The sequence below is a fragment of the Actinomadura sp. NAK00032 genome (assembly GCF_013364275.1).
GTDB lineage: Bacteria > Actinomycetota > Actinomycetes > Streptosporangiales > Streptosporangiaceae > Spirillospora.
Genome location: NZ_CP054932.1, coordinates 5,483,079 through 5,509,166 on the forward strand (window position 1 = coordinate 5,483,079; position 26,088 = coordinate 5,509,166).

Below are 26,088 nucleotides of genomic sequence, written 5' to 3' on the forward strand. Positions count from 1 at the left end.
CGCGCGGCGGGCGCTGATGGCGGCGAGCGGTCCGGTCGTCGTGATCGGGGCAGGCCTGTCCGGGCTGTCGGCAGCGATCCATCTCGCAGCGCGGGGCCGTGAGGTCGTGGTGGTCGAGGCCCGTGACGAACCGGGTGGATGCTGCGGATCGGCGTACGCCCGCGCCTACCGGTTCGATACGGGCCCTTCGGTGCTGACCATGCCCCAGGTGCTGGCGGACACGTTCGGCGCGGCGGGCGAGGACATGGAGAATCTGCTGCCGCTCCGGCGCCTGGACCCGTTCTACCGGCTGTCCTTTCACGACGGCTCACAGTTGGACGTGGTGGCGGGCGCGCAGCGGATGGCCGAGAACGTCCGCGCCCTGTGCGGGCCGGAGGAGGCGGCCCGGTACCTGCGGTTCCGGCGGCGGCTCGGGGCGATGTTCGAGGCCGAGTGGTCGTCGTTCATCGACGCGGACATGACCCGGCTGCGCAGCATGGCCCGTCCGATCGCGCTGCTCAGGCTGGCGGCGGCGGGCGGGTTCCGGCGCCTGGACCGATTCGTGGCGGGTCAGTTGACCGACGAGCGGCTCATCAGGGCGCACACGTTCCAGGCGCTGTACGTCGGGCTGCCTCCCGCCAAGGCACTGGCCATCTACGCGGTCGTCGCGCACATGGACACTGTCGGCGGGGTGTACTTCCCCGCGTCCGGCGGCATGCACGCCGTCCCGCGGGCATTGGCCGCCGTGGCCGAGAAGGCGGGCGCCGTGATCCGGTACGGGGTGCGCGCCGAGCGGGTCGAGACGGATTCCTCCGGGGTGGCGGCGGTGCGGCTAGACGGCGGCGAGCGGCTAGCCGCCGGGGCGGTCGTGGTCGCCTGCGACCTGGCGGAGGCCCATCGGGGCCTGCTGCCCGGCGCGGCAGGCGACTGGCGGCTGCGCCGTTCGCGGTACTCGCCGTCCTGCTTGGTCATGCACTTCGGAATCGATCGCCGGGAGCCCGGACAGGCGCACCACACGCTGCACTTCGGCCGGGAGTGGGCCGGTGCCTTCTCGGCCCTGGCCGCCGGGCGTCCGCAACCCGATCCGAGCCTGCTGATCACGTGCCCCGAAGTGGACGGTACTGCGGCACCGCCCGGCCACGGCACGCTGAGCGTTCTGGAACCCGCCCCCAACACGGCGAGCGGAGCCGACTGGGATGTTCTCGGGCCGCTGCTGGAGCAGCGCCTGCTCGGCCGCCTGTCCGACCTCGGCTACGGCGACCTGGCGGCGGCGCCGCGGCGGACCTTCGATCCGCGGGTCTGGGCCCGCCTGGGCCATTCGGCGGGCACACCGTTCGCGCTGGATCACCGGTTCACCCAGACGGCCTGGTTCCGGCCCGCCGGCCGCAGCCGCCGCGTCGCCGGCCTGCATTTCGCGGGGATGTACACCGCGCCCGGTGTGGGCGTCCCACCGGCTCTGATCTCCGGGCGGCTCGCCGCCGCCCGCATCCTGGAAGGCCGCCGATGACGCTGACCGCGAGCTATGAACACTGCCGCCGGCTCAACGCCCGCCACGGGCGCTCCTTCTATCTGGCGACCCTGCTGCTGCCGGCGTGGAAGCGCAGGCATGTGCACGCGCTGTACGGCTTCACCCGCCACGTGGACGACATCGTGGACGCGTGCGGCGAAACGGCCGCGGACCCCGGCGGACGAGCCGGCGCGCTCGACGCGGTGACCCGGAGGCTCACCGCGAGCCTGGCGGGCGAGGCGATCGCCGACCCGGTGCTGCCCGCCTTCGTGCACACCGTCCGCTCCTTCGGCATCGAACGCACCGACGTCGACGCCTTCCTGCGGTCCATGCGTGCCGACCTCACCGTCACCCGGTACGGCACCTACGACGACCTGCTGGTGTACATGGAGGGCTCGGCCGCCGCGATCGGGCTGATGATGCTTCCCGTCCTGGAGACGGTGCCCGGCGCCGCGCGGCCGGCCCGCGAGCCCGCACGCGAGCTGGGACGGGCGTTCCAGCTCACGAACTTCCTGCGGGACGTCGCCGAGGACCTGGCCCGCGGCCGCGTCTACCTGCCGCAGGAGGACCTCGCCAAGTTCGGGGTCACCGAGGACGACCTGCACGGCGGCGGCCGCGGACGGGCGCTGCGCGAACTGGTGGCCTTCGAGGCCGACCGCGCCCGGGACCACTACCGCCACGCCCTCGACGGCGTGGAACTGCTGGCCCCGTCGTCCCGCCCCTGCATCCGCGCCGCGTACCAACTGTACGGCGGCATCCTGGACGAGATCGCCGCGGCCGGCCACGACGTGCTGACCGCGCGGGCCCGGGTGCCGCGCCGCCGCCGGGCCGCGATCTTCGCGCGGCACCTGCTGGCCGCCTCCGCCGCCGGCCGCGCCGAACGGCGGCAGCCCGCCGGGGGCGGCCTGAGATGAGCGGGGCGGCGCGCCCGGTGGTGCTGGACGCGATGGGCGGCGATCACGGGCCGGCGGAGACGGTACCGGGAGCGCTGACGGCGCGTCGCGGCCACGGCGTCCCGGTCCTGCTCGTCGGGCGGGCCGATGAGGTGCACCGCGAACTGCGGCGGCACGGCGGCGCCGGTGAAGTCGAAGTCCGGCACGCCGACGACGTGGTGCCGATGGCCGAGCGCGGCTCGGGAGCCGCCGCACGGCGGGATTCGAGCCTCATGGTCGGGTGCGCCCTCGCCCGGCAGCGGGGGGCGTCGCTGGTCTCGGCGGGGTCCACCGGTGCGATCGTGACGTGCGCGGTCCGCGCCTTCGGCCGGCGGGAGGGCGTGCTGCGCCCGGCGCTGGCCGTGGCGCTGCCGACGCTGGCCGGGTCCACCGTGCTGGTCGACGCCGGCGGCACCGCCGACCCCACCGCGGAGATGCTCGCGCAGTTCGCCCTGCTGGGCGTCTCCTACGCGCGCAACGTCCTGGGCGTCGCCGACCCGTCGGTGGGGCTGCTGTCCATCGGCACCGAGCCGGGGAAGGGCAATCGGCTCGTCCGCGAGGCCGCCGAACTGCTGCCGGGCCTGCCCGTCCGCTTCCACGGCAACGTCGAAGGGCACGACGTGCTGGCCGGAACGGTCGACGTGGTCGTGACGGACGGTTTCACCGGCAACGTGGTGCTGAAGAACATCGAGGGCTGCGTCCGGACGACCCTGGACATGGTCGCCGAAGCCGGTATCGCCCCGCCCGGACGGCTGGCGGAGATCGCCCGGCGCTACGCGGCGGACACGCACGGAGGCGCCGCCCTGCTCGGGCTGACCGGCACGGTCGTCGTGGCGCACGGCACTTCACGATCCGCCGCCATCGCCCGGGCGTGCGTGGTCGCGTCCGAGCTGGGCGCGGACGACAAGCCGGTGCCAGCGGACGACCGCGCCTCCGTCGGGCCGGTCGCGTGAGGTGCTCACCGCGACCGGTGGGCGTGCAGCGGGTCGTGCCCGTCCCAGGTGCCCCGGCTCGCATGGGGAATGAATCGGGCGAACAGCTCCTCGGCGTACCAGTCCTCGCCGCGCACGCGGTCGATGACGGTGCGGTGCGCGTCCGTCCGGTAGGCGAACCGCGCGATCGCGTTCTCGTCCCGCCACAGCGAGAAGGTCGCCTGCCTGGCCAGCGGCCACTCCCCCGCCCCGATCGAGGCCAGGCAGCCGTCCTGGCGGCGCAGTTCCCGGTCCACTCCCGGCACCGACCGATAGAAGCCCACCATCCGGCTGGGACGGATCGACGCCCTGGTCAGCACGGCCACCGGCCCGTCGCCGGCCTTCCGGGCCGGTGCGGCGGCGAAGGGGTCGCGTCCGCCCCAGCGGCCGCGGGAAGCCAACGGCGCGAGCCGGACATGCCACGCCTCTTCGGCCTCCTCCCGCCACCGCCCGGCCACCGGCGAGCACGCGAGGAAATCCTCCAGCGCGGCCTCCTCGTCCCACACGGCGAACAGCGCCCAGCGGCGCAGGTCGGCGCCCAGGCTCATGGACCGGCCGCGGCCCGTGCCCAGCAGCCGCCAGAACGACAGCCCGCCGGTGCGACGCAGCAGCGGCCGGTCGAACGCCATGTGCCGCATGGCGTCCAGACCCGCGTACCTGATGAGGTGGAACGAGGCGATGACCTTGGAATCGGCGACCCTGGTATCGGTGGCTCCCGTGCTCGGCTCGGCCATCGGCGGCTACCTGCTCGGCTCGGTGCCCGTCGCGGTGCTCGTCGGACGCGCCCACGGCTTCGACCCGCGCGACGTCGGCGACCGCAACCCCGGCTTCTGGAACATGATGGAGCAGCTCGGCTGGAAGGCCGCCGTCCCGGTGTTCGCCGGCGACATGCTCAAGGGCACCGCGGCGGGTCTGGCCGGGCTGGCCGCGGGCGGCGGCGAGACCGGCATGCTCGGGACGGTCAGCGGCGCGAGCGTCCTGCCCGTGTACGCGGCGGTCGGCGGCGCGATGGTGGGGCACGCCTGGCCGCTGTTCGCGGGACGGCGGGGCGGCCGCTCCATCCTCACGTTCGCCGGCGGTTTCGCGGTGATCTGCCCGCCCGCCTTCGCGGTCGGCGTCGCGCTGCTGACCGGGGTGAGCCTGACCTCGCGTTCGTTCGCCCGTGGCACCCGCGCGGCGGTCTTCTCCCTGCCGGCGCTGCAACTGCTCTTCGCGCCCGCCGAGCACGTCGCGGCGACCGGGGCACTGATGTGCCTCATCGGACTGCGCTTCGGTCAGGCCGCCGTGGCGGAGCGCCGCGCCTGACCGCCGGCCGGCCGTAGGTCCGGCCCCGCCAGGTGCGCGCCGGCCACAGCACCGACCACGTCAGGCGCACCGCCATCGGCACGTCGAGGAACGGCGAGATCGCCAGGCCCATGCCCGGACGTGCGTAACTGCCGCGCAGGGCCGTTGCAAGGAGCAGCCGCTGGACGAGCAGGCCGAGGTCCAGCGGAGTCGGGCGGCCCGTCACCAGCCGGACCGTCGGCAGAGCGAGGGTCAGCCAGACGACCGCGAGATCGGCTGCCAGCCACCCGTTCCCGGTCACGTCCCGCAGCGCGATCGATCGTCCCCACTCGCGCCACACCTCGGCAGCCGACGCGTGCATGTCGACGTCCAGCAGGGCGCCGGCGTCCCGGAAGGCGATCCGCCAGCCGTCCCGCGCGAGCAGCCGACCGAGGGCGACGTCGTCGGTGAGGTGGCCGCGGACCCGCGCGAACCCTCCGGCCCGCAGCATCGGGTTTTTGCGGAAGGCCATGCACTGGCCGTTGAGCAGGAGCCGCTCCGGGGACGCGGCGGCCGGGCCGATCGGCCCGAAGCGGTAGACGAGACCGGCCAGGAACGAGGCGTGCAACGCCTGCTCGGCCACGCCGTCACAGATGAACCGCGGCCCAGCCGACACCAGGTCGGACGTGTCGAGCAGCGCGACGAGCTCCGCGCACAACCCCGGCTCGGGGCGCGTGTCGGCGTCCAGCAGCACCACGATCGGTCCCGCGGCGGCGCGCACGCCCTGGTGCAGCGCCCACTGCTTGCCGACCCAGCCGTCCGGCAGCGGCGCCCCGGAGACGACCCTGGCGCCCAGCCGCGCCGCGAGCCGTGCCGTGCCGTCCCGCGACCCGTCGTCCACGACGATCACCTCGGACACGTCGGGGTCCACGAGCAGGGGCCGCACGCAGCCCTCGATCCGCAGCTCCTCGTCACGCGCCGGGATCACCACTGACACCGGCTGCGGCGGCGGCCCGGAGCGGCCGGGGACGAAGGGCGCGGGACGGTTCCGGCCGCGCGCCAGCCGGGTGGCCGCCACCCCTGCGGCCACCGCCTGGAGCGGCGTGAGCCGTCTCATCCGGCCCGCGCCCCCACTGGAAGGTCCTGCTCGACGAGCGAGGCCACGATCCGGCCGCCGAGCGCGACCAGCGGCAGCCCGCCGCCCGGATGCACCGACCCGCCCACCAGGTACAACCCGCGCCGCGGCCCCCTGTTGCCCGGTCTGCGGAATGGCGCGAACGCGCCCCGGTAGGCGGTCCCGTAGATGGCCCCGCCCCACGCGCCGTACTGGTCGCGCAGGTCGGCGGGTGTGAAGGACTCCACGAACCGCAGCCTCCCCGACAGATCATGCCCGCGGCGCGCCAGCCGCTCTAGGACCAGGTCGCGGTAGGCGTCCGGGGTCATCGGCCAGCGCCCCGGATCACCGGCCGGGACGTTGACCAGCAGCACCCAGTTCTCCGCCCCGGCCGGCGCCTGCGACGCGTCGTCCACCGCCGAGCAGCCGATGTAGACCGTCGGGTCCTCCGGCGGGACGCCGCGTTCGAAGATGTCGCCGAACTCCCGCCGGTAGTCGGCCGAGAAGACAACGGAATGGTGCGGCAGCCCGTCGGTGCGTCCGTCCACTGCGGCGAGCAGCAGGAACGCCGACGAGGACGGGCCCAGGCGGCCGATCCGGCGCAGCCTCCGCCGATCCGGCAGCAGCCGGCCGTACAGGGCCGCGGCGTCGGCGTTCACCACCACCGCATCGGCGCCCACACGCTCCCCCGACTCCAGCGCCACGCCAGAGACCGCCGACCGGTCGGCGACCACCTCCGCCACCTGGCTGCCGGTGTGGACCTCGACGCCCGCCTCGATCAGCAGACGGGTCAGGTCGTCGGCGAGCCGGGACAGCCCGCCCGGCACGTACCAGCCCCCGTCGCCGTGCTCGATCGCCGGGACGCAGCCGAGCGCGGCCGGTGCCCGATAGGGGCTCGACCCCGCGTACGTCGCATACCGGCCGACGTACTGGCGCAGCCGCGGGTCGCGGAAGAACCGGCGGGCCAGGCCGTCCAGCGTCCGGCCCGGCGCGACCGCGACAAGGTCACCGATCCGCGCCCGCTCGGGCCGGCGGCCCAACGGCCCCGCGAAGAACGTCCGCCGCGACGCGTCCAGGCAGCGCGCGGCCCACCCGTAGAAGGCGCGCCACGCCTCCCCCTCTCCCGGAGCCAACCGCTCGACCTGCGCCGCCATCCGGGCTGGATCGCGGTAGGCGCGCAACTCCGACCCGTCGGCGAAGCGGTAGCGGCACAGCTCGTCCAGCTCCACCAGCTCGCGCCGGACGCCCAGCTCCCGGAAGATGCCCGGAAGGGTTAGCAGCGACGGCCCCACCGAGAAGGCGAACCCGTCACGCTCGCGCTCGGCCAGCTTCCCGCCGAGCCGGTCCAGCCGCTCGTACAACCCGACGTGGTGGCCGCCCCTCGCCAGCAGCAGCGCGGTGACCATCCCGCCGACCCCGCCGCCGACGACGATCACCTCGGCCATCCACGCCTCCACGCCAGGACAGCGAACGTCCCCATCGCCGCGCCGCCGGCCACGGCCACCCCCCGGTCCGGCGGCTCGAACACCGCCGCGAACGCCAGCGTCTCCATCACCGTCATCACCCCGTAGATCGCGACGAGCCCCCCGGACGCGGCCGCCGCGCACCGTCCGACGATCACGTCGATCACCCCCATGACCAGCAGCGACACCACCAGCCAGCCCGCGAAATTGCTGATCGGCACGCCCCGGTACGGCCCCTCGTCCGCCCACTTCCACAAGCCCAACCGAAGCATCTGCGGATCCAGGAACAGATCCCACGCCGTCAACGCCAACGCCCCCGCCACCCACCGCTTGAGCCCGCTCTCCCGAACGATCGCAGTGGCGACCGCGTGCGCCGCCAGCCCCATCCCGCCCCACGCCGCCGCCACGATCACCGGCACGCCACCCAGCTGGGGCCGCAACAGCGACGTATACGAGTACTCCCCGAACGGAAAACCCGCGCGGACACCGATCCACTCCGCCGTATAGCCGACGGCCATCGCGGCGCCGAAGGCCCCGACCGCGCGGCCGGGCCCGTCCCGTCCCGCGGCGAACGCCACGGCGCTCCCCGCCAGCAGCACCACGACAACGCCCGTCAACCGGATCGGCTCAGGCCGCACCCCCGACAGCACCTGCGCCACCACCATCGCGCCCAAGCAGCCGGCCCCCGCGACCGCCCAGGCCCGTGCCCGCCGCCCGACTCCGCTCAGACGCCGCCCGGCCCAGCGCCCGCGCACCTGTCCCATACACAGCCTTCGCAGGAAACCGCCGTGCCGGATGCACCCTCTTCCGAGGCGGCCGCAAGCCGCCGCGCAGTTGATCGACCACTTGGGCGATGGCCGCAACGCCGCCTCGCCCGCGGAGGTCGCCGTCTTCGGCAAGACCTCGGGGCAAGGGACACCGGGGGCCGGACGGGATCGAGCGGTTCTGGGACGAGAACATCGCCCGAGTGCGCAAGTTCCGCTTCCGGGTGAGCGACTCGTTCGCCAACGGCCCCGCCTGCGCCAACGTCGTCACCATCACCGCGACGCTGGACGGCGGGACCACCATGACGATCGACTGCCTGACCGTCTACACGGTCGATGACGACGGCCTGATCACCTCGTTCCGCGCCCACTGGGAACCGGATCGAGTGATGGCCACTTTGACCTCGCCATAGGCTCGGGGACATCGGCATCGAGCCGTGCGCGCCTCCCAGAACCGCAGTGGGTCCTCTTCTGGTCGTTGCTGGGCGCCACCAGCCCTACGGCCCGATCTCCCACAGCCGTATCGCGTGGTCGGGTGCGCGGCTCGGCAGGTCCAGGCCTCGCTCTCCCACATGCTCGTGTTCGGGCTGGCCGCGCCACCGTGAGCACGCCGGCCCAGGCGGCCGTGGGCCAGCACGCCGTCCACCATCGTGATCCGGCGGTGCACCCGATCACGATCCGGCTGCCGAAACCCGGACATGAGCACTTCCTGGACCACCCGTCCCGAGCGTTCCGACGACGTCGCCGCCATCCGCGACATCAACCTGGCCGCCTTCCCCTGCCCGCACGAGGCCGACCTCATCGAGGCCCTGCGGGACGACCCGCAGGCGTGGCTGCCCGGCCTGTCCTGGCCGGCCGAGGCGCCGGACGGCGAACTCACGGGGTACTCGCTGCTCACCCGCTGCCACGTCGGCGACTCGCCCGCGCTCGCCTTGGGCCCGTGCGCGGTCAAGCCCGAAAGCCAGCGGGGCGGCGCGGGCTCCGCCGCCATCCGCGCCGGCCTGCGCGCCGCCCGCGAGCAGGGCGAGAACCTGGCGGTCGTGCTCGGCCACGCCGAGTACTACCCGCGCTTCGGCTTCACCCCGGCCTCCGGATTCGGCATCCGCCCGCCCTTCGACGTCGAGGACAAGTACATGATGGCGCTCGCCCTCGACCCCGATCGACCGGTCCCCAGCGGCATCATCCGCTACGCGGCGGCGTTCGGCGTCTGATCTCCCGCTCCTGAACGCGGCGAACGGCCCTTAGCGCGCACGGGCCGCCGCCGCACTGCCGACCGACCCGTCAGGGGCGTCTACCCTACGTCCGCGTTCGTCACGGGGTGCTCGGCGCCGCGGCGTCCTTCCCCGGCGTCCAGGTGGGTTCGAACCGGAAGATGTCGGCGGTGGCCGCGCCCTGGGTGATGAAGGGATCGGACGCGACGGCCGCCTCGATCGCCGACGGTTCGCCCTCCGCGATGATCAGCCCGCCGGTGCGGGGCACCAGCGGGCCCGCGAAGCGCACCATCCCCTTGGCGAACACGCCGGCGGGGTTGGCGTAGTGGGCATCTTTGAGCGCGTCGATGACGTCCAGGGGGGCGAGGTACTTGAGCACGATCACATACATGCCCCAAGTTAACGGGAGGCTGCCCCGCCAACACCAAGACTGGCTTGCTCCCCCGGTATAGCCTGGCTCCTATGGGCACTGGCCAGAGCGGGTGAGTTGGGCGTGGACCAGCTTTCGGGCGTGGAGTTGCGGCACCTGCGGTACTTCGCCCTCGTCGCCGAAGCCGGCACCGTCACCGAGGCGGCCCGGCGTCTGCGCATCGCTCAGCCCAGCCTCAGCCAGCAGATCCGGACGCTCGAGCGACGCATCGGCACGCAACTCTTCCGGCGTCTGCCCCAGGGGATGGAGCTGACCGAGGCAGGACGGCTTCTCCTGGACGGCGTCAACCGGGGGCTGGGCGAGTTGAGTTCGTCCATCTCGGCAGCACGTGCCGAGGTCCCGGCGGTGACCGTCGGCGTATGCCGGGGCGTGCCGCAGTCCGTGCTGGCCGCAGCGGAGCACGCCATCACGCCCGACCGACGGCAGCGACCCGCCTACCAGCGGGTCGACTCCTACCTGCAACGCGATCTACTCCTCGGGGCCTCCCTGGCCTTCGGAATCCTGCGCATGCCCGCGGACACCTCGGGCCTCCGGCTGCGAACGGTCGGCAACGAGCCGCTGGGCATCGTCCTGCACGGCCGCCACTCCCTCGCCGACCGGCCCAGACTGACCTGGTCCGACCTGCACGGTCAGCGATTGCTGTGGTTTCCGTCGGAACGCGCCCCCGGGTACGCGGCCGCCGTTCTCAAGCGCCTGCGCGAGCACGGCTGGACCCCTGACACGGTCCCCGACGATCACGGCAGCCATACGCTGTTCCGCCACAGGCTCATCGGCGATGATGCTCTGGTCGCTCTCCGGACCTGGAGCAGCTCGGCCGATGATCCAGACCTCGTCTGGCGCCCGGTCGGACCGGAACCGCCCCATGAACGGCTGGTGCTGGCCGCGGCCGCCGGTACCCCCTGGGCCCGGCACCTGGCGGCAGAGCCCGGCCGCACCGTAGCTTGACAGTCGCCTACGAACGCCGCGCCCACCTGTTCAACGCCTTCCTCGTCCTCGCAGCCACCATCACCTGCTACACGCAGTTCGCCAAACTCCCGACGTGGGACACGCTCTTAGGCTGGAATGAGCTCACAGCCGACCCGTAGCCCCCGTCTAAGCGCGGGGGTTGAACGGATCCTTGATCTGGTTGCCCATGTCGATCCAGGCGGTCTTTACCTCGGTGTAGTCGTTGATCGCCTCAAGACCGTTCTCGCGTCCGAGGCCGCTGTCCTTGAATCCGCCGAAGGGCGCGACGTAGTTGGTCTTTCGGTAAGTTCTCGCGGGTGAGTTCAGTCGTGGCCATGTCGTAGCCTCCCCAAGCCTCGGGGCGGAAACATGTCCGCTGGACCGGGGCAGCTGGGCATACCGAACTGCTCGACCAGCCGGACGGGCGGTTCGACCAGGCGCCGCCATCGCGGCTGACAGGAAGCTGTCCGGGAAGGACGAGCACCAGGCACCTGCACAGGCCGTCGACAGCAAAAGGACGATCTTATGGATTACGGCATGACCATCAGACTGCACGAGCCGTTCCCCCAGGCCGTCGACCGGGTCAGGGCAGCGCTGAAGGATCAGGGATTCGGCGTGCTCACCGAGATCGACGTACGCGCCACGCTGCTGGAGAAGCTCGGCGAGACGATGGAGGATTACCTCATCCTCGGCGCCTGCAATCCGCCGCTGGCCCACCGGGCCCTGGAGGCGGACCGGCGGATCGGCCTGCTGCTGCCCTGCAACGTCGTCGTCCGGACCGAAGACGGCGATACCCTCGTCGAGGCATTGGACCCCCAGGTCATGGCCACAGTGAGCGAACAGCCCGGCCTCGAACCGGTCGCCGAGGACGCCGCCGGGAGGCTCACCGCAGCGCTGGAGTCCCTGCGCCGCTGAGCGCCCAACTGGAAAAGCTCTTCTGAGCCTCGCCTGACCTCGGCCACGGCATCGCAGTGGAGGATTTCAGGTCGTCCAGGCCTCCAGGGCGAGCAGATCGCGCATCGACACCATGCCGACCACGCGGCCGTGGTCCGCGACCGGCAGGTGGCGGACTCCCGCGTCCAGCATTCGGCGGGCCACCTCGCGCGCGTCCTCCTCCAGCCCGGCGGTCTGGATCTGTGTCGACGCGTATGCCGCGGCCGGCTGCGACGCCGGTTCGGCCGAGGACGCAAGCGCCTCGACGAGGTCACGTTCGGTGATGATCCCGAGCACCTGCTCGCCGTCGAGCACTGCCAGGGCCCCGATCTCGTTGTCCCTCATCCATCGGGCCACGTCGACCAGCCGCTCATCCGCTCGGCAGCCGAAGACCATTGGACGGTAAACATTGCTGATCAGCATTTTCTCCTCCAATGCATCGATCGAATCCAGTCGGCTCGAGCGTCGGCCGCCAATGGTGCCGTCGAAACCGAGGTCGGCGAACAGCCGGGGCGTGACCTGAATGATCCGCTCTCGTTCAGAACTCGTACTTGCGCTCATAGCGACGCCCCATACCCGCCACTCTGGGCACTGCTCCAGTCAACCCAGTACTCCCGCACTGGTCCGCGAGCATGCGACGAAGAGGGTCACGTTTTCCATTCGTTTCAGTCATGGCAATTTGCCTCGTCCCAGCGGGCGACGGAGAAGACCGCAACGGAGAGAGCGCGCGCCCCCCGTCACCATGTCGGCCCTCGATGGTGGGTGACCGGGTTCGGTGACGCTGCTTCAGGTGGAGGGGATGATGGCGACGGGGCAGCGGGCGTGGTGGATGACTCCGTGGGCGATCGAGCCGAGTTGGGGAGCCGTCCAACGGTGCTGGTGGGCGCCGACGACGAGCAGGCGCGCGTTGCGGGACGCGTTGGCCAGCGCGGTGACCGGGTGTTCCAGGATGATCTCGTCTACGACGTCCACGCGCGGGTATCTGGCGCGCAGCGGCCTGCAGGTTCTGATGACCTCGGCGCGCAGGTCCAGCTCGATCTGCTCGGCGTCGATGGCGTAGCCGGCCTCGATGAGGGTGCCCAGCGTCTGCCAGGCGTGCACGACGCGCAGCCGGGCGCCCCGCAGCGCGGCGGTACCGAAGGCGTAGTCGAGGACGGCGCCAGCGTCCCGCAGCAGGTCGATGCCGACGACGATCTCGCCGCGGTCGGCGGCGTCCCCGTGCACGATCACGACCGGGACGGTCGGGCGCGCGGCCATGCGCAGGCTCGTCGAGCCCAGGAACATGCTGGCGAATCCGCCGCGCCCCCGGCTGCCCAGCACCAACTCGAACGCCTTGTCCGACTGGGCGTGCAGGGCCCGCGGAGTCTCCTCGGCGACCAGAGCGGTCGTGACCTCCAAGGCGGGCCACCGTTCCTGGACGCGTTCGCGGGTGGCGGACAGCAGCCGGTGCCCGACACGGGTCATCCGCTCGGTGCTCTCGGCCGGCATGAACAGCGGCGCCTTGTAGGGCCAGCTCTCCAGGGCATGGACGATGTGCAAAGGACGTTCGCGCAGGACGGCGTCGGCGGCCGCCCACTGAAGGGCGCGATCTGACTCCTCGGAGCCGTCGATGCCGACGACGATCGGCTCAGGCATCGTGTCCCCCTCGGTTGTCGATTCCTGTGTTCCAGGTTCTTCTCCTGTCGCACACCGCCCCAGGGGCGAAGGTCCCTGTCCTGATGGTCTTCATCCCCGGTCTCAAAGAGTCCCCCGCCCCTGGGGGGCGGCCGCCCCGGGTGGGAAGCATGAAGGTTCTGGGCCTTGAAGGAACGGCGAGGTGGACATGCGCATCAGGCTCACGGAACGTGGTCCCGAAATCATGTTCGCTCTGGCCGGTGGCGGGCTGGCGGCGGGTGCCGCCGTCCGTTGGACGGCCGGGGCCGCGGGCGGCGACCTGATATGGCTGCTGGTGACGGCGCTGGCGCTCGTCCCGGCTGTCTGGTGGGTCGTGGCCGGGCTGCTGCACCGCAGGTTCGGCAGCGATGTGATCGCGGTTCTCGCGCTGGCGGGGACGGTCGCGGTCGGCGAGGCTTTCGCCGGCGCGGTGATCGCGGTGATGCTGACCGGCGGCCGGCTGCTGGAGGACCGTGCGGGGCGGCGGGCCCGCCGCGATCTGGGTGCGCTGCTGTCGCTGGCGCCCCGAGTCGCCCACCGCCGGACCGACGGCGGCCTGGACACGATCGATGTCAACAAGGTGCGTCCGGGCGACCGGCTGCTGGTCCGCCCGGGCGAGGTGGTGCCGGTCGACGGGCTCGTGGAGCGGGAGACGGCCGTCCTGGATGAGTCCACGCTCACCGGCGAGGCGCTGCCGGTGGAGCGCCCTGCGGGCGGCGCGGTGCGCAGCGGCGCCGTCAATTCGGGGCGGCCCTTCGAACTCCGCGCGACGAACGACGCTGCCTCCAGCACCTACGCGGGGATCGTCCGGCTGACCGAAGAGGCCGCGGCGGAGAGCGCGCCGTTCGTGCGGCTCGCCGACCGGTACTCGGCGCTGTTCATCCCGGTGACGCTGGCATTGGCCGGGGCGGCGTGGCTGGCCGCCGGGGATCCGGTGCGGGCCGTGGCGGTGCTGGTCGTGGCGACGCCATGCCCGCTCATCCTGGCCGCGCCGATCGCGTTCGTGTCCGGCCTGTCGCGGTGCGCACGGCGGGGCGTGGTGGTGAAGGGCGGGAGCGCGCTGGAGCGGCTCGCCGGGGCGCGGGTGCTGCTGTTCGACAAGACCGGCACCGTCACCACCGGACGTCCCGCGCTCGCCGAGATCATCCCCGCGCGTCCGGCGCCCGCCGGTGATCCGCTGGCTCTGGCGGCCTCGCTCGACCAGGTGTCACCGCACGTGCTGGCCTCGGCGATCGTGCGCGGCGCTCACGAACGCGGGTTGCCGCTCGACGCGCCGTCGGACGTCGCCGAGACCGCCGGACAGGGGGTGAGCGGTGTCGTGGGCGGCCATCGGGTGAGCGTCGGGAAGGCGAGCTGGGCCGGTGAAGCCGAATCGGCCTGGCTGGAGCGGGTGCGCCGCCGGGCCTCCGCGCACGACGCGATCACCGTGTTCGTCGGCGTGGACGGGCAGGTCGCGGCCGTCCTGTTGCTGCGCGACCGGATCCGCCCGGACGCGCCGCGCACTTTCCGGCTGCTGCGCCGGGCCGGCATCGAGCGCACCGTGATGGTGACCGGCGACCGCGCGGACGTCGCGGACTCGATCGGCCGGCTGGTCGGCACGGACGCCGTGCACGCCGGCCTCACCCCTGCGGAGAAGGTGGGCGTCGCCCGCGCGGAGAGCGAGCGGGCGGCGACCGTGATGGTCGGCGACGGGGTCAACGACGCGCCCGCGCTGGCCGCGGCCGGTGTCGGCGTCGCGCTCGGCGCCCGGGGCGCGACGGCGTCGTCGGAGGCGGCCGATGTGGTGATCACGGTCGACCGGCTGGAGCGGGTGGCCGAGACGCTCGCGATCGCACGCCGCACCCGCTCGGTCGCGCGGCAGAGCGTGGTCGTCGGCATGGGGCTGTCGCTGGCCGCGATGGTCGCCGCGGCGTTCGGGATGCTGGCCCCGGCGGCGGGCGCACTGCTTCAGGAGGGCATCGACGTCGCCGCGATCCTCGCCGCGCTGCGCGCGCTCGGTCCGGGCCGCGACCGGGAGCCGCGGCTGCACGGCGACGCCGCCGAACTCGTCCGGCGGCTGGACGAGGAGCACCGGGCGCTGTGGCCGCGCATCGACCGGCTGCCCGTTCTGGCGGACACGATCACCACGTCCCGCGGACGGGAGCGAGACGCCGCCCTGGACGCGCTGACGGGCTTCCTGACCGATCTCGCCGAACATGAGCGCAAGGATGAGCGGCTTCTCTACCCGGCGGTGGCGAAGGCTCTCGGCGGCGCCGACCCCACCGGTGCGATGAGCCGCGGCCACACCGAGATCGCCGAGCTGACACGCCGCATCGGCTCCCTCATCGCGGAGCTGCGCGCCGCGCCCGACGCACCGGAGCCCGCCGCCGACTTGCGCCGCACCGTCCAGGAGCTGTACGCGGTCCTGCGGCTGCATTTCGCGCAGGAGGAGGAGAACTACTTCGTCCTCGCCGACGTCCACGACACCTCCAAGCCCTGACCCACCGACAAGCCCCGACCCACCGACGTTCGGCAGCGGTGACAGGACCTTCGCCACTCCTCTGCGCGGACATGGGAGCGGACGCTGGAGTCCCCACCGAAGGACGGTGAACTCCGATGCGACGCCTCACAGCGTTCTCGACGGCGGTGCTGCTCCCGGCGACCCTGGTGGCCGCGCCCGCGCTGCCCGCTCTGGCGGCCTCCCCCAGCACGGCGATCCGTGCGGCGGCGACCGAGGACATCCCCACCTACACGCCCGGCATCGCCGGCTGGCCCAGCGGCAAGGGGTTCGACGTCGCCTACCGGGCCTCCACCGCCAACGTGCTGTACCGGCGGTTGGTCGACGGCGCATGGTCCGCCCCGCTCAACCTGGCCGGACGCCTGCTCGGCGGCGCCGCCGTCACCTTCACCGGCGGCGACCCTCGCGTGTACGGGCGCGGCGTCGACGGCAAGCTGTGGGAGCGCGTCCGCGCCGGCGGCATGTGGCAGCCTTGGGCCAAGGTCGACGACCTGCTCATCAGCACCTCGCCGGCCGCCGCCGGGCACCCCGACGGGCGCGTCGAGGTGTTCGTCCGCGACACCGCCGACAAGCTGCAGACCAAGACCTACACCCCCGGCACCGGCTGGAGCGCCTGGACGTCCCTGGACATGACCGCGGACTCCGCGCCCGCAGTCGCCGTGACCGGCACCGACACCGTCCGCGTCGTGGTCACCGGCCGCGACCACGCCGTCTGGACCCGGACCCGTACCGGCACCGACTGGTCGGACTGGACATCCCTCGGCGAGAGCACCTACAGCACTCCCGGCATCGCCGCCGACACCGCGACCGGGAAGGTCTGGGTGTTCGTCCGCAACGCCGACACCCACCGGCTGCGCGTCCGCGCCTACACCGGGTCATGGAGCGATTGGCAGATCATGGGCGGCCTGTACGTCGACGGGCCCGGCACCGCCTTCGCCGGCGGCAAGACCGTGTCGGTCGGGCGGGGCCGCGACGGTGCGTTCTGGAGCCGAACCATCACCGGCGCCACCTGGACGACCGATGTGAAGGCCTGGGTGCCCGGGCCGCCGCCCGGCGTGCCGTCCGCGCTGCGCGGCAAGAACGTCACCAAGATCCCCACCACGTCCAGGGTCGCCGCGCTGACGTTCGACTCGGCGTGGGACGCCGCCGGGGTCTCCTCGATCCGCGCCACCCTGCAGCGCGAGAACGTCCCGGCCACGTTCTTCCTGGTCGGCGACTTCGCTAGGGGGTTCCCCGTCTACAGCAACCTGCTGGCCGGGGCGGGGTTCCGGATCGGCAACCACAGCGACACCCACCCCGACTTCACCAAGATCAGCGACGCCACGGCCAAGACACAGGTCGCCACCGCCCGCACCGCGATCTTCAACGCCAACGGGGCGCAGGCGGTGCCGTTGTTCCGCTTCCCCTACGGCGCCTACACCGCCTCCGACGTGACGCTGCTGAACGCACTGGGCTACGTCCCGGTCGGCTGGACGGTCGACTCGCTCGGCTGGCAGGGCACCTCGGGCGGGCAGACCGCGGACAAGGTCATCGCCCGGGTCCTGGCCGCCAAGACGCCCGGAATGATCGTGCTGATGCACGTCGGCGCCAACCCCGACGACGGCACGACGCTGGACGCCGACGCGCTTCCCGCGATCATCACGGGACTCCGCGCAGCCGGCTACTCCTTCACCACCCTCGACGCGCTCATCCCCTGACCGGTGAGCGTCCAGACCTCCAAGGGCCGCCCCACCGGCCCGCCGAGGCCCGCACCGCACGACGGGGACGCGGCCGGACCCGGCTCGGCCGTGTCCTCGCCCTGCTCCTCGTTGCCGCGATCTTCGGGAAGGTACTGCCCGACCTCGTCGATCTGGAGGAGGTCACCGACATCCTGCGGACGCGGGTGAGCGCCCTGGATCTGATCGTGCTGTCGGCGTTCACGGCCCTGTCGGTGCTGCTGTCGGCCATCAACCTGAGCGCGGCACTGCCGGGACTGCGGCTCGGGCCCGCGTCCATCATCAACGTGGTGACCACCGCCCTGCCCGGCGGGGGCGCCGCCGGTGCCACGCTGAACGTCAGGATGTCCCGAGACCTCGGTTTCCGGGGCGGCCCGATCGCGCTGCAGTTGCTGGTGACGGGCATCTGGAACCTCGTCGCCCGGCTGACGCTGCCGCTGCTGGCGCTCGGCATGCTCGCCATGGCATCGGACGTTCCGCCCGGTGTCCGCGGGGCGGGCGCCCTCGGGCTGTGGCTCGCCGCCGTCCTCGTCATGCTGACCGCCGTCATGCTGTGGAGCGACCGTGCGGCGTCGGCGATCGTGGCCGGGCTCTTCCGCGCCGCGCGTCCCGTCGCGCGGCTGCTACATCGCCGGATCAGCGACCACACCGGTGACGTCGGACGGTTCCAGGGTGAGGCCCGCGAGCTGATCCGCGCCCGGTGGCCGGCGCTGACCTTGTCGGCCGTCGGCTACCACGTCTGCGTGTTCGCGGTGCTCTACGTGTCACTGCAGGTGGCCGGTGTGTCCCGGGTCGGGGTGCTGGAGGCGTTCACCGTCTACACGGTGGCCCGGCAGGTCACCGCCATCCCTGGCCGCCGCGTACGTGCGCCGCCCGGTCCGGTGGGCCCTGTGGGCCGTCGCCGTCGCCGTACCGCTGAGCCGCGTCTACGTGGGCGCCCACTTCCCGCTCGACGTCGTCGGCGGTGCGGCCCTCGGCTGCGGCATCGCGCTGGTCGCGGCCGAGCGCCTTGACGAAGGCCCTGCGCCCGTCGGAGAAGAGGGCCGTGAAGGGGAACAGAGCCGCGCGCGTCCGCGTGCACCGGTTCGACGACAAGCTCGCTCAGGCCGCAGCGGGTGAGGCCGGCGGCGACCTGCGCGGGCGTCGGGACGTGGTCGGGCGTGCCGCGCGCGAGGTGCACGTCCCCGCCGACCGCCCCAGAGGAAACCGTCGATACCGGCGGTCGGTCCTCGGCCGCACTTGACGATGTCCGCCTCCGCCGCCTCTGGGGCGAGGTCACCAAGCTCCACGCGGCACGGATCGCGCACCGCGACCTGCGCCTGGCGAACGTGCTCATCGACACCGGCGGCCACCCGGTGCTCGTCGACTTCGGCTTCGCCGAAAACGCCGCCAGCGACGCCCGGCTGGCCCAGGATGTGGCCGAACTCCTCGTGTCCACGGCACTCGTGACCGACCCGCGACGGTCCGTCCAAGCCGCCGTGGACGTCCTCGGGGCATCTGCCATCGACGCCGCCGTCCCCTACCTGCAGCCCCTGGCGCTGGCACGATCCACCCGGCTGAGGCTCCGGGACACCCCGGGACTCCTGGAAGAACTCCGCACCGCCCTGACCAGCGCGGGCGCCACCCGCGCCGCTCCTCGGCCCTTGTCGCGGATCCCGTCCCGGTCGTGGTTCCTGCTGCTGCTCGTCCTCGCCGGCTTCGTCACTTATCAGGCCCTCATCGGCATCGCGGGACCGCGCTCTCCCATGACCGTCCTCGCGGACGCGGGCGTGCGCTGGCTCTTCGTCGGCGTGCTGCTGGTGGCGGCATCCTATGCGGCAGGCGCGCTCTCCTTGATGGGCGCCTCCACGCGCGATCTCGCTTTCGGGCCCACCTGCGTGCGGCAGGTCGCCGCGTCCTACGCGTCCCGCCAGCTCCCGACAGGCCGGGGCGGCACCGCCGTCCTGAGCGCCTACCTCCGCGACCACGGCGCGGGGCCGCACGAGGCCACCGCGACCGTCGCGCTCACCCGGTTGACGGGCGCGTTCGTCCACCTGGCCGCCCTGGCCCTCGCTTTGGCCTCCGCCGCGGCGCAGGGAGGAGAGACGCTCCGTTCGCCGGCCTGGTCCCGGCCGCTGATCCTGGTCGTCTCGGTCGTGGCCGCTCTGGGGGCGGTGCGGATGTGGCACCGGCGGGCGGAGATCGTTCTACCGATGAGAGCGGCTGCGGCGAGCCTGCCCCGGTTGTGGCGCCGGCCCCCGCACCTGATCGCGCTCCTGGCCGGCAACTGCACGGTGACCAGCTGCTCCGTGCTGGCGTTTCTGGCCGTGGGCCACGCGATGAACGTACCGATCTCCCCCGTCATCCTGGCCGCGGTCTACCTCCTGCTGGGTCCCGTGCGTCTCCTGGGTCCCCTACCCGGCGGCCTCGGAATCGTCGAGCCAGTGCTCGTCCTGGCTCTGGTCGGCCTCGGGGCGGGCCCGACAGAGGACGTGCTGACCGTGCTGACCTACTGGATCCTCAGCTTCTGGCTCCCGATCCCGCCCGCCGTCCTGGCGTTCCGTGCGGTCAGTCGCCGGTGAGGTCCCGACGCTCGAAGAGCAGAACGCCGGCCGCGGAGAGCAGGACACCGACCACGACCATGACGGCGGCGGCGACGGGCTCGGAATGGTTCCGCCGGGACGCTTGCAATATGGTGAAAAGGAGAGATGTCCAGCACCGGGCCCGTCCAGTGCAGCGCCGGCCCGATCATCTCGACCAGGTAGGCGACGACGACCGACGCGGCCGAACCGGGGACGGTCAGCCGCGGCTCGGCCCCGAAGAGGAGCACCGCCAGCCCAGTGGCCAGGACGGCGACCGGCACGGGGTTGAGGGTGGCGGCGAGGGTGTCGGCGAACCCGATGCCGGCGCCCGTGGCGCTGGCCCCCGCCCACATCGCGGCCGCGGCGGCCAGCGCCAGCAGCAACGCCGAACCCGAGGTCAGGACGATATGGCCGCCGAGCCACCGGCGGCGGGCGATGGGACGGGCGAGGACATGGTCCAGCCGGCCTCCGGCCTCCTCGGCACGGGCCGCACCGATCCGCCAGCAGGCGTACAGCGCGATGAGCAGGCCGATGAGGATCCCCATGATCCCGGCGAACCCCTCGGCGACGTCCGCGGCGTCCCACCCGATCGTCTCCAGAACCCGCTGGTAGCTCGGATCCTCGGCCATGAAGTCGAGAGCCGTGACGATCAGTGCCCCCGCCGTGAACGCGTACCCGGCGATGCCGAGCAGCCACCCGGCCAGCATCCCGCGGGTACCGCGCCAGGCGAAGGCCACCGGACCGCCGAGCCCGCGGAGCCGGGCACGGGCACGGTCCGGCTCTTTGAGCAACGCGCCGCCGGTGTCGCGCCGGGTCCGCAATGCGACGGCCACGCAGGCAAGGGCGGCGGGAGCCGCCAGCAGCACCGTGAGCGCCAACCAGCCGAGGCCGCGGTAGGCATGCAGTTCGTCAAGCCAGCCGAAGGGCGTGAACCAGCGCAACCAGCCCCGCGAGTCGGCGCTGTTGGCGGCCATCCGCACCAGGAAGGACAGCCCGAAGACGGCGGCCGAGGCGGCGGTCACGCGCCGCCGCACCTGAAAGATCTGGGCGAACAACGCCGCGACGCCCGCGAACGTCGCGGCGAAGCCGGCGAGCCCGAGGCCGAACACCGCCGAACCCGAGTTGCCCGCGCCCGTCACCGCCATCGTGACAGCGGCGGAGGCACCGGCCGCCAGAGCCGCACCTGCGATCACCGCCTCCTGCACCATGACGACACGGGCCGGACGCATCGGCCCGGCCAGGACGAGTTCGGCGCGGCCGGACTCCTCCTCGCCGCGCAGCAGGCGTCCTGCGACGAGCAGGGCCCAGATGCCGATGATCGCGGCCAGCATCCAGCCCGCGTCCCAGGCGACGAATCCGCCCGGTGTGTCGACCGCGTGCGGGATGCCCTGCAGCATCCGCATCGCGGGATCATCCGAGAGCGCCGCCAGTTTCTGCCGCGAGGCCGCATCCGGATAGGTCTGCTCGTAAGAGAAGACCTCGACCGCGGCATAGAAGGCGACGGCCGGCACCAGCCAGCCGACCCCGCGCCGGATCAGTCGGGCAGTCAGCAACCCGACCCGGATCGGCGCCGAGTGCGGGTGTTCCAGCGAGGGGCGGACAGCGTCCCGGCACGCGGGAATGGCTCTGCTCATCGTTCCGCCGCCTCGTAGTAACTCAGGAAAATCTCTTCCAGGGTCGGCTCGTGGCTGCGCAGCCGGACCAGCGGCGACTCGCTCAGCCGGGACAGCACCTCCGACGGTGATCCGCTGACCGAGATCCGCACGCCGCCGTCGATGGGCTCGACCCCGGTCACCCCGGGGGCGCCGGCGAGATCGGGGACCGGGCCGTCGATGATGGCATCCAGCACCGTCCCGCCGAGTCCGCGCAGGTCCTCCAGCGCGGCGACCTCGACCAGCCGCCCCTCCCGCAGGATCGCCACCCGGTGGCAGACGTCCTGGACCTGGTCGAGGATGTGGGAGGACAGAAAGACGGTCTGCCCGCGCCCGGCCGCCTCCCGTACCAGCACCTGGAACTCGGCCTCCATGAGCGGGTCCAGGCCGGACGTCGGCTCGTCGAGCAGCAGCACGTCCGGCCGGGTCATCAGCGCCGCGATCAGCGCGAGCTTCTGCCGGTTGCCCTTGGAGTAGGAGCGGGCCCGCTTTCCCGGGTCGAATCGCAACCGCTCGACGAGCTCGTCCCGGAACGGCACGTCCACACGGCCGTACAGGTTCCCGAGATACGTCAGCGTCTCCATCCCGGTCAGCTGAGGCCATACCGCCACGTCCCCGGCCACGTAGCCGACGTGCCGGTGGGCGCGCTCGACGTCCCCGACCGGCACGTCCATGAGCCACGCCCTGCCGGACGTGGGCCGGATCAGGCCGAGCAGCAACCGGATCGTCGTCGATTTCCCGGCGCCGTTCGGCCCCAGGAACCCGAAAATCTCTCCGCGCTCGACGCTCAGGTCGAGCCCGTCCACCGCGACCACCCGCCTGAAACGCTTGGTCAAACCCTCGGTCCTTATCGCCGACGCGACCACGGCGCACCTCCTCCACGATCCCGCCCCCGAAGGTAGGGCTGTGATCAGGGTTCGGCAGCGGCCGAAGGTCCCCTCGTCCTCCGCCGTTCGGCACCTGCCGAGATTGCCGTGATCGAGTCCCGGGCGAGTGGCTTCGGGCCCTGGTGCCATCGGGACGTCCGTCCCTTGCGGGGCTGCGGGCGGAAACGGAGCCTGGTGTCGCCGGCAGGTCCACGGGAGGATCGACATGGATGTGAACGCCATCTCACGGAGCGCGTCCGTGCAGCTCACGCAGTTGACCGGATACAAGCCCGGTGCGGCGCACGTGGTGGCCGCCGGCGAGGACATCGCGACCTCCGCCCACTTCGGGATCGAACTGGCCCGAATGATCGACGGGTACGGCCCGGACGTCCTGATCGACGTGTCGGCGCTGACCTTCTGCGATGCCCGGGGACTGGCGGCGATCGTGACCGCCGACGGACTGGCGAGGCGGCGCGGCGGCACCGTCACGCTGACCGGCGTCCGACCGCAGATGGCGCGGATCCTGCGTATCACTCGACTCGACAAGAAGTTCATGCGCCCCCGCACCGCCGGCGTCGGCTGGGATAACGCAGTCGGTTTCGTCTGACGGGCGGCGAAGACTCCAGAGGGCGCACGCGAGCTGGCGGTGAGGACATGCCATGAGCAGTGCGGGTGACGCCGGCTCTACAACGCCTTCGTGCTCGGCACCGCCGTCCACAGCCGCGCCTGGCTGGCCGAGGCGACCGGCTCTTCTCCGAGGTCTCCAGGCGCGAGCACCCACCGTCGCCCACCGGGCATCGCGACCGCCTCTTCCGTCTCCGTCATGGTCCGCCCCCAGTGTTCGCCCCGACCCGGCGCGGCGGCAGGGACCTTCGGCCCGTCGCCGGAGGACGAACGCCGGATGGGGCGGCGGTCCGCCCCGAGGTCGACTCGAAGGAGACCTCATAGGGCGGTGCACGATGCAACGGATGAACGCGCTGGACGCCGGGATGTTCTTCGCCGAGAACCACACGAGCCCGCTGCAGATCGGGACCGTGACCGTGTTCGAAAGCCCGGCGCCCGGCCACCCCGACCTCCTGCGGCAGGTGTTCGCCCGGCTGCGGCTCGCGCCGCGCTGCCTGCAGCGGGTCCGGACCGTCCCGTTCAACCTGGCCCACCCGGTCTGGGTGGACGACCAGCGCTTCTCGGTCGGCGACCACATCCTGCACGCCACCGCGCCCGAACCCGGCGGCCCGGCCGAACTGCACGAACTCGCAGGCCGCCTCCTGGCACCGCCGCTGGACCTCACCCGATCACCATGGCAGGTATGGCTGGTCGACGGCCTCGCCGACGGCCGCTGGGCGCTGATCTGCAAGGTGCACCACTGCATGGTGGACGGGCTGGCCGGCATCGACCTGCTGGCGGTCCTCCTGGACACCGACCCTGACTGTGCGCCCGCCACCCCCCGGGCCTGGACGCCCGCGCCCGAGCCGTCCGCGGCCGCGATCCTCCGCGACGGTGTCATCGACGGGTTGAAGGGCTTCCGGCGGCAGGCGGGCCGGCTTTTCGTGCCCGTCCTGCGCGACGCGTTCACCGCCGCGGGCTCGGTGCCCGGCTACGCGACACGTTTGGCGGGGCCGGGCGCACCGGCGATCAACGGGCCGACCGGTCCCCGCCGGCGCTGGACACGCGTCTGCGCCGGGATGGACGAGGTCGACAAGATCCGCCGCACGTTCGGCGGGTCGGTCAACGACGTGGCCCTGGCCGCGACCGCCCGCGGTTTCCGCGACCTGCTGGAGGCGCGGGGCCTCCTTGAGGAGGCGTCGGTCGTCCGCGCCATGGTGCCGGTGTCGGTCCGGTCGGCCCACGAGCGCGGCGTCCCGTCGAACCGGGTGTCGGCGGTGCCGGTGGACCTGCCGTGCGGGCAGGCCGACCCGCTGCGGCGCCTGCACCTCATCAGGGAGCAGATGGACGGCTTGAAGAGCCGCGACCAGGCCGCCGGCCTCGACGCCCTCGTCCAGCTCGCCGGCAACGCCCCGAGCCTGCTGGCCGCGGCGGCCCACACCGCGCTGCGTCTGCGTCAGCCGCTGATCCACACGATCGTCACCAACGTCCCGGGCCCCGCCGTCCCGCTGTACGCGATGGGCCGGCGGATGCTGGAGATCGACCCGTACATCCCGATCACCGCCGGCCTGCGCACCGCCGTCGGCATCGTCTCCTACGACGGCGCACTGTCGTTCGGACTCACCGCAGACCACGACACGGTCCCCGATCTGGACACCCTGTGCGCGGGCATCCGCGAGGGCATCGACGAACTCCTCGAAGAGGCCGCACAGGCCACGCCCACCACCTGACGGCAACCCCGCCTTCGCAGGACCGAACGTCCCTCCGGAACAGGACTTTCGCGCGTACCGTCACCGGACACCGACCGGAAGGCTGAGAATGTCAGCCCCCTTCTGGAGAAGGTGAGTGCGATGCGCAAGAAGGTGCTCGTCCTCGGCGGCAACTTCGGTGGCGTGACCGCCGCGCTCAGCGTCAAGCACGCCTTGGACGGCGACGTGGACGTCACGGTGGTCTCGGCGTCGGACCGGTTCCTGTTCAAGCCCTCGCTCATCTGGGTCCCGTTCGGCAAGCGGACCGAAGACGACATCACCTTCCCGCTCGCTCCGACCTTTGAGATGCACGGCGTGGAGTTCGTCCACGCGGAGGCCAAGGCCATCGCCCCCATCGCGAAGCGGGTGGACACGACCGCGGGACCCTACGACTACCTGGTCATCGCCACCGGCTACCGCAACGACATGGCCGTCGTGCCCGGCCTGGAGCCCGCCAACGGCGTCCACACCATCACCACGCTCCCCGACGCCGAGCGGGCCGGCGCGGCGTGGCGCCGGTTCCTGGACGGCCCCGGGCCGGTCGTCATCGGCGCCACCCAGGGGACCGGCTGCTTCGGCGCCGCCTACGAGTTCCTGTTCAACACCGCGCATCAGCTCAAGAAGGCCGGACTGAAGAAGCGGGTTCCGCTGACCTACGTGACCGCGGAACCTTTCCTCGGGCATTTCGGCATCGGAGGGCTCCCCGGCGGCGAACGCCTCCTGCAGCTGTTCTGCAAGAAGGAGGGCATCCAGGTCATCACCGGCACGGCGCTCCGCGAAGCGTCTCCCGGCCGGCTCCTGCTGGACGACGGGGGCAAGCTCGACTTCTCCTACGCGATGATCATTCCGCCGTTCATCGGGCAGGAGGTCGTCGCCCGCACTTCCGGGCTGAGCGACGGCAACGGCTTCGTCCCGGTGCGCGACACCTACCAGTCGACCGCCCACCCCGGCATCTACGCGGTCGGCATCGCCGCCGCCGTGACCGTCCCCTGGACCACCGCGATCCCGGTCGGCGTGCCCAAGACCGGCTTCCCCACCGAGGTCCAGGCGCGCGTCGCCGCCGACAACATCGCCGCGCGCATCCGCGGCGAGGAGCAGGCACGCCACAAGGACTTCGGTGAGATCCCCGCCGTCTGCGTCATGATCCTGGCCGACCGCATGCTCCCGCCGCGCAAGGCGGGCGTGCTGGTCCCCGGTCCTCAGGCCCACGCGGCCAAGCTGGCCTTCGAGAAGTACTTCCTGTGGAAGGCCCGCAACGGCTACGTCCGCCTGCCCTGACCC

27 protein-coding genes are annotated in these 26,088 nt (G+C 72.6%); 16 read left to right on the forward strand and 11 right to left on the reverse strand.

Annotated elements, in window-relative coordinates; translation table 11 throughout:
• Nucleotides 1-16: 16 nt before the first annotated feature.
• The 3 genes from crtI to HUT06_RS25625 are packed head-to-tail and all read left to right on the forward strand — an operon-like array spanning nucleotide 17 to nucleotide 3,371.
• On the forward strand, nucleotides 17-1,486 hold the full coding sequence (crtI, locus tag HUT06_RS25615; protein WP_176198047.1) for a phytoene desaturase family protein: 1,470 nt from the start codon (nucleotides 17-19) through the stop codon (nucleotides 1,484-1,486).
• The gene (locus HUT06_RS25620; protein ID WP_176198048.1) at nucleotides 1,483-2,400 is read left to right on the forward strand and encodes a phytoene/squalene synthase family protein; all 918 of its coding nucleotides are present in this window, start codon (nucleotides 1,483-1,485) and stop codon (nucleotides 2,398-2,400) included. Before crtI ends, HUT06_RS25620 begins: the two co-directional genes overlap by 4 nt.
• Complete coding sequence (locus tag HUT06_RS25625; protein ID WP_176198049.1) at nucleotides 2,397-3,371, forward strand: phosphate acyltransferase; 975 nt, start codon at nucleotides 2,397-2,399, stop codon at nucleotides 3,369-3,371. Before HUT06_RS25620 ends, HUT06_RS25625 begins: the two co-directional genes overlap by 4 nt.
• A gap of 5 nt (nucleotides 3,372-3,376) precedes the next feature.
• Here the strand turns inward: HUT06_RS25625 and HUT06_RS25630 are convergent, their stop codons facing one another.
• A complete protein-coding gene (locus HUT06_RS25630) occupies nucleotides 3,377-4,123 on the reverse strand; it encodes a spheroidene monooxygenase (RefSeq protein ID WP_254715379.1) in 747 nt (248 codons plus the stop codon).
• Here HUT06_RS25630 and HUT06_RS25635 point away from each other — a divergent pair.
• The gene (locus HUT06_RS25635; RefSeq protein WP_176198050.1) at nucleotides 4,098-4,694 is read left to right on the forward strand and encodes a glycerol-3-phosphate acyltransferase; all 597 of its coding nucleotides are present in this window, start codon (nucleotides 4,098-4,100) and stop codon (nucleotides 4,692-4,694) included. The genes HUT06_RS25630 and HUT06_RS25635 overlap by 26 nt on opposite strands.
• On the opposite strand, the gene HUT06_RS25640 is transcribed toward HUT06_RS25635, so the two are convergent.
• The 3 genes from HUT06_RS25640 to HUT06_RS25650 are packed head-to-tail and all read right to left on the reverse strand — an operon-like array spanning nucleotide 4,645 to nucleotide 7,894.
• On the reverse strand, nucleotides 4,645-5,769 hold the full coding sequence (locus HUT06_RS25640) for a glycosyltransferase family 2 protein (RefSeq protein ID WP_176198051.1): 1,125 nt from the start codon (nucleotides 5,767-5,769) through the stop codon (nucleotides 4,645-4,647). The genes HUT06_RS25635 and HUT06_RS25640 overlap by 50 nt on opposite strands.
• Nucleotides 5,766-7,211 carry an NAD(P)/FAD-dependent oxidoreductase gene (locus HUT06_RS25645; protein ID WP_176198052.1) on the reverse strand — a complete coding sequence of 482 codons (1,446 nt, stop codon included), beginning with the start codon at nucleotides 7,209-7,211 and terminating at the stop codon, nucleotides 5,766-5,768. The genes HUT06_RS25640 and HUT06_RS25645 overlap by 4 nt, the downstream gene beginning before the upstream one ends.
• Nucleotides 7,199-7,894, reverse strand: a complete 696-nt coding sequence (locus tag HUT06_RS25650; protein ID WP_254715796.1) for a carotenoid biosynthesis protein — start codon at nucleotides 7,892-7,894, stop codon at nucleotides 7,199-7,201. Before HUT06_RS25650 ends, HUT06_RS25645 begins: the two co-directional genes overlap by 13 nt.
• A gap of 188 nt (nucleotides 7,895-8,082) precedes the next feature.
• Between HUT06_RS25650 and HUT06_RS45295 the strand changes: the two genes are divergently transcribed.
• Together HUT06_RS45295 and HUT06_RS25660 are read left to right on the forward strand one after the other, a co-directional pair.
• Entirely contained in the window at nucleotides 8,083-8,406 is a 324-nt protein-coding gene (locus tag HUT06_RS45295) for a nuclear transport factor 2 family protein (RefSeq protein WP_176198054.1), read from the forward strand.
• Between the two features lie 285 nt (nucleotides 8,407-8,691).
• A complete protein-coding gene (locus HUT06_RS25660; protein WP_176198055.1) occupies nucleotides 8,692-9,204 on the forward strand; it encodes a GNAT family N-acetyltransferase in 513 nt (170 codons plus the stop codon).
• 100 nt (nucleotides 9,205-9,304) lie between these two features.
• Here HUT06_RS25660 and HUT06_RS25665 read toward each other — a convergent pair whose 3' ends face one another.
• A complete protein-coding gene (locus HUT06_RS25665) occupies nucleotides 9,305-9,595 on the reverse strand; it encodes a YciI family protein (RefSeq protein ID WP_176198056.1) in 291 nt (96 codons plus the stop codon).
• A 102-nt stretch (nucleotides 9,596-9,697) separates the two neighbouring features.
• Here HUT06_RS25665 and HUT06_RS45300 point away from each other — a divergent pair, with 102 nt between their 5' ends.
• On the forward strand, nucleotides 9,698-10,579 hold the full coding sequence (locus tag HUT06_RS45300) for a LysR family transcriptional regulator (RefSeq protein ID WP_217711455.1): 882 nt from the start codon (nucleotides 9,698-9,700) through the stop codon (nucleotides 10,577-10,579).
• 147 nt (nucleotides 10,580-10,726) lie between these two features.
• On the opposite strand, the gene HUT06_RS45305 is transcribed toward HUT06_RS45300, so the two are convergent.
• Entirely contained in the window at nucleotides 10,727-11,026 is a 300-nt protein-coding gene (locus tag HUT06_RS45305; RefSeq protein ID WP_217711815.1) for an aldehyde dehydrogenase family protein, read from the reverse strand.
• Nucleotides 11,027-11,116: 90 nt separating this feature from the next.
• Here HUT06_RS45305 and HUT06_RS25680 point away from each other — a divergent pair, with 90 nt between their 5' ends.
• Nucleotides 11,117-11,494 carry a DUF302 domain-containing protein gene (locus HUT06_RS25680; protein ID WP_254715381.1) on the forward strand — a complete coding sequence of 126 codons (378 nt, stop codon included), beginning with the start codon at nucleotides 11,117-11,119 and terminating at the stop codon, nucleotides 11,492-11,494.
• A 66-nt stretch (nucleotides 11,495-11,560) separates the two neighbouring features.
• On the opposite strand, the gene HUT06_RS25685 is transcribed toward HUT06_RS25680, so the two are convergent.
• Nucleotides 11,561-12,073 carry a cyclic nucleotide-binding/CBS domain-containing protein gene (locus tag HUT06_RS25685; RefSeq protein WP_254715382.1) on the reverse strand — a complete coding sequence of 171 codons (513 nt, stop codon included), beginning with the start codon at nucleotides 12,071-12,073 and terminating at the stop codon, nucleotides 11,561-11,563.
• Between the two features lie 225 nt (nucleotides 12,074-12,298).
• A complete protein-coding gene (locus HUT06_RS25690) occupies nucleotides 12,299-13,147 on the reverse strand; it encodes a universal stress protein (RefSeq protein ID WP_176198059.1) in 849 nt (282 codons plus the stop codon).
• Between the two features lie 223 nt (nucleotides 13,148-13,370).
• On the opposite strand from HUT06_RS25690, the gene HUT06_RS25695 reads away from it, so the two are divergent.
• The 5 genes from HUT06_RS25695 (at nucleotide 13,371) to HUT06_RS25710 (ending at nucleotide 19,938) form a co-directional block, all read left to right on the forward strand.
• On the forward strand, nucleotides 13,371-15,644 hold the full coding sequence (locus HUT06_RS25695; RefSeq protein ID WP_254715383.1) for a heavy metal translocating P-type ATPase: 2,274 nt from the start codon (nucleotides 13,371-13,373) through the stop codon (nucleotides 15,642-15,644).
• Nucleotides 15,645-15,760: 116 nt separating this feature from the next.
• Nucleotides 15,761-17,359, forward strand: a complete 1,599-nt coding sequence (locus HUT06_RS25700; RefSeq protein ID WP_176198061.1) for a polysaccharide deacetylase family protein — start codon at nucleotides 15,761-15,763, stop codon at nucleotides 17,357-17,359.
• A 185-nt stretch (nucleotides 17,360-17,544) separates the two neighbouring features.
• Complete coding sequence (locus tag HUT06_RS44770; protein WP_254715384.1) at nucleotides 17,545-18,390, forward strand: hypothetical protein; 846 nt, start codon at nucleotides 17,545-17,547, stop codon at nucleotides 18,388-18,390.
• Nucleotides 18,293-18,496, forward strand: coding sequence for a phosphatase PAP2 family protein (locus HUT06_RS44775; RefSeq protein WP_254715798.1), 204 nt, complete (start codon nucleotides 18,293-18,295; stop codon nucleotides 18,494-18,496). The genes HUT06_RS44770 and HUT06_RS44775 overlap by 98 nt, the downstream gene beginning before the upstream one ends.
• 41 nt (nucleotides 18,497-18,537) lie before the next feature.
• Nucleotides 18,538-19,938, forward strand: coding sequence for a lysylphosphatidylglycerol synthase domain-containing protein (locus tag HUT06_RS25710; RefSeq protein WP_176198063.1), 1,401 nt, complete (start codon nucleotides 18,538-18,540; stop codon nucleotides 19,936-19,938).
• Here the strand turns inward: HUT06_RS25710 and HUT06_RS25715 are convergent.
• Both HUT06_RS25715 and HUT06_RS25720 read right to left on the reverse strand, forming a co-directional pair.
• Nucleotides 19,866-21,572 (reverse strand): ABC transporter permease, encoded by a 1,707-nt coding sequence (locus HUT06_RS25715; RefSeq protein WP_176198064.1) that lies wholly within the window; start codon nucleotides 21,570-21,572, stop codon nucleotides 19,866-19,868. The genes HUT06_RS25710 and HUT06_RS25715 overlap by 73 nt on opposite strands.
• Nucleotides 21,569-22,426 (reverse strand): ABC transporter ATP-binding protein, encoded by an 858-nt coding sequence (locus HUT06_RS25720; protein ID WP_254715385.1) that lies wholly within the window; start codon nucleotides 22,424-22,426, stop codon nucleotides 21,569-21,571. The genes HUT06_RS25715 and HUT06_RS25720 overlap by 4 nt, the downstream gene beginning before the upstream one ends.
• A 289-nt stretch (nucleotides 22,427-22,715) precedes the next feature.
• On the opposite strand from HUT06_RS25720, the gene HUT06_RS25725 reads away from it, so the two are divergent.
• Nucleotides 22,716-23,063 carry an STAS domain-containing protein gene (locus HUT06_RS25725; RefSeq protein ID WP_176198066.1) on the forward strand — a complete coding sequence of 116 codons (348 nt, stop codon included), beginning with the start codon at nucleotides 22,716-22,718 and terminating at the stop codon, nucleotides 23,061-23,063.
• A gap of 77 nt (nucleotides 23,064-23,140) precedes the next feature.
• Here the strand turns inward: HUT06_RS25725 and HUT06_RS25730 are convergent, their stop codons facing one another.
• Nucleotides 23,141-23,281 (reverse strand): hypothetical protein, encoded by a 141-nt coding sequence (locus HUT06_RS25730; RefSeq protein WP_176198067.1) that lies wholly within the window; start codon nucleotides 23,279-23,281, stop codon nucleotides 23,141-23,143.
• 143 nt (nucleotides 23,282-23,424) lie between these two features.
• Here HUT06_RS25730 and HUT06_RS25735 point away from each other — a divergent pair, with 143 nt between their 5' ends.
• Entirely contained in the window at nucleotides 23,425-24,789 is a 1,365-nt protein-coding gene (locus HUT06_RS25735) for a wax ester/triacylglycerol synthase family O-acyltransferase (RefSeq protein ID WP_217711456.1), read from the forward strand.
• Nucleotides 24,790-24,909: 120 nt separating this feature from the next.
• Nucleotides 24,910-26,085: an NAD(P)/FAD-dependent oxidoreductase gene (locus HUT06_RS25740; RefSeq protein WP_176198069.1), complete on the forward strand. Its 1,176-nt coding sequence runs from the start codon at nucleotides 24,910-24,912 to the stop codon at nucleotides 26,083-26,085.
• Nucleotides 26,086-26,088: the final 3 nt, after the last annotated feature.

Bases quoted from the DNA above. Each gene is read 5' to 3' on its own strand.
- crtI (WP_176198047.1), top strand. From the start codon at position 17: ATGGCGGCGAGCGGTCCGGTCGTCGTGATCGGGGCAGGCCTGTCCGGG.
- HUT06_RS25620 (WP_176198048.1), top strand. From the start codon at position 1,483: ATGACGCTGACCGCGAGCTATGAACACTGCCGCCGGCTCAACGCCCGC.
- HUT06_RS25625 (WP_176198049.1), top strand. From the start codon at position 2,397: ATGAGCGGGGCGGCGCGCCCGGTGGTGCTGGACGCGATGGGCGGCGAT.
- HUT06_RS25630 (WP_254715379.1), bottom strand. From the start codon at position 4,123: ATGGCCGAGCCGAGCACGGGAGCCACCGATACCAGGGTCGCCGATTCC.
- HUT06_RS25640 (WP_176198051.1), bottom strand. From the start codon at position 5,769: ATGAGACGGCTCACGCCGCTCCAGGCGGTGGCCGCAGGGGTGGCGGCC.
- HUT06_RS25645 (WP_176198052.1), bottom strand. From the start codon at position 7,211: ATGGCCGAGGTGATCGTCGTCGGCGGCGGGGTCGGCGGGATGGTCACC.
- HUT06_RS25650 (WP_254715796.1), bottom strand. From the start codon at position 7,894: ATGGTGGTGGCGCAGGTGCTGTCGGGGGTGCGGCCTGAGCCGATCCGG.
- HUT06_RS45295 (WP_176198054.1), top strand. From the start codon at position 8,083: ATGGCCGCAACGCCGCCTCGCCCGCGGAGGTCGCCGTCTTCGGCAAGA.
- HUT06_RS25660 (WP_176198055.1), top strand. From the start codon at position 8,692: ATGAGCACTTCCTGGACCACCCGTCCCGAGCGTTCCGACGACGTCGCC.
- HUT06_RS25665 (WP_176198056.1), bottom strand. From the start codon at position 9,595: ATGTATGTGATCGTGCTCAAGTACCTCGCCCCCCTGGACGTCATCGAC.
- HUT06_RS45305 (WP_217711815.1), bottom strand. From the start codon at position 11,026: ATGGCGGCGCCTGGTCGAACCGCCCGTCCGGCTGGTCGAGCAGTTCGG.
- HUT06_RS25680 (WP_254715381.1), top strand. From the start codon at position 11,117: ATGACCATCAGACTGCACGAGCCGTTCCCCCAGGCCGTCGACCGGGTC.
- HUT06_RS25685 (WP_254715382.1), bottom strand. From the start codon at position 12,073: ATGAGCGCAAGTACGAGTTCTGAACGAGAGCGGATCATTCAGGTCACG.
- HUT06_RS25690 (WP_176198059.1), bottom strand. From the start codon at position 13,147: ATGCCTGAGCCGATCGTCGTCGGCATCGACGGCTCCGAGGAGTCAGAT.
- HUT06_RS25695 (WP_254715383.1), top strand. From the start codon at position 13,371: ATGTTCGCTCTGGCCGGTGGCGGGCTGGCGGCGGGTGCCGCCGTCCGT.
- HUT06_RS25700 (WP_176198061.1), top strand. From the start codon at position 15,761: ATGCGACGCCTCACAGCGTTCTCGACGGCGGTGCTGCTCCCGGCGACC.
- HUT06_RS25715 (WP_176198064.1), bottom strand. From the start codon at position 21,572: ATGAGCAGAGCCATTCCCGCGTGCCGGGACGCTGTCCGCCCCTCGCTG.
- HUT06_RS25730 (WP_176198067.1), bottom strand. From the start codon at position 23,281: ATGACGGAGACGGAAGAGGCGGTCGCGATGCCCGGTGGGCGACGGTGG.
- HUT06_RS25735 (WP_217711456.1), top strand. From the start codon at position 23,425: ATGAACGCGCTGGACGCCGGGATGTTCTTCGCCGAGAACCACACGAGC.
- HUT06_RS25740 (WP_176198069.1), top strand. From the start codon at position 24,910: ATGCGCAAGAAGGTGCTCGTCCTCGGCGGCAACTTCGGTGGCGTGACC.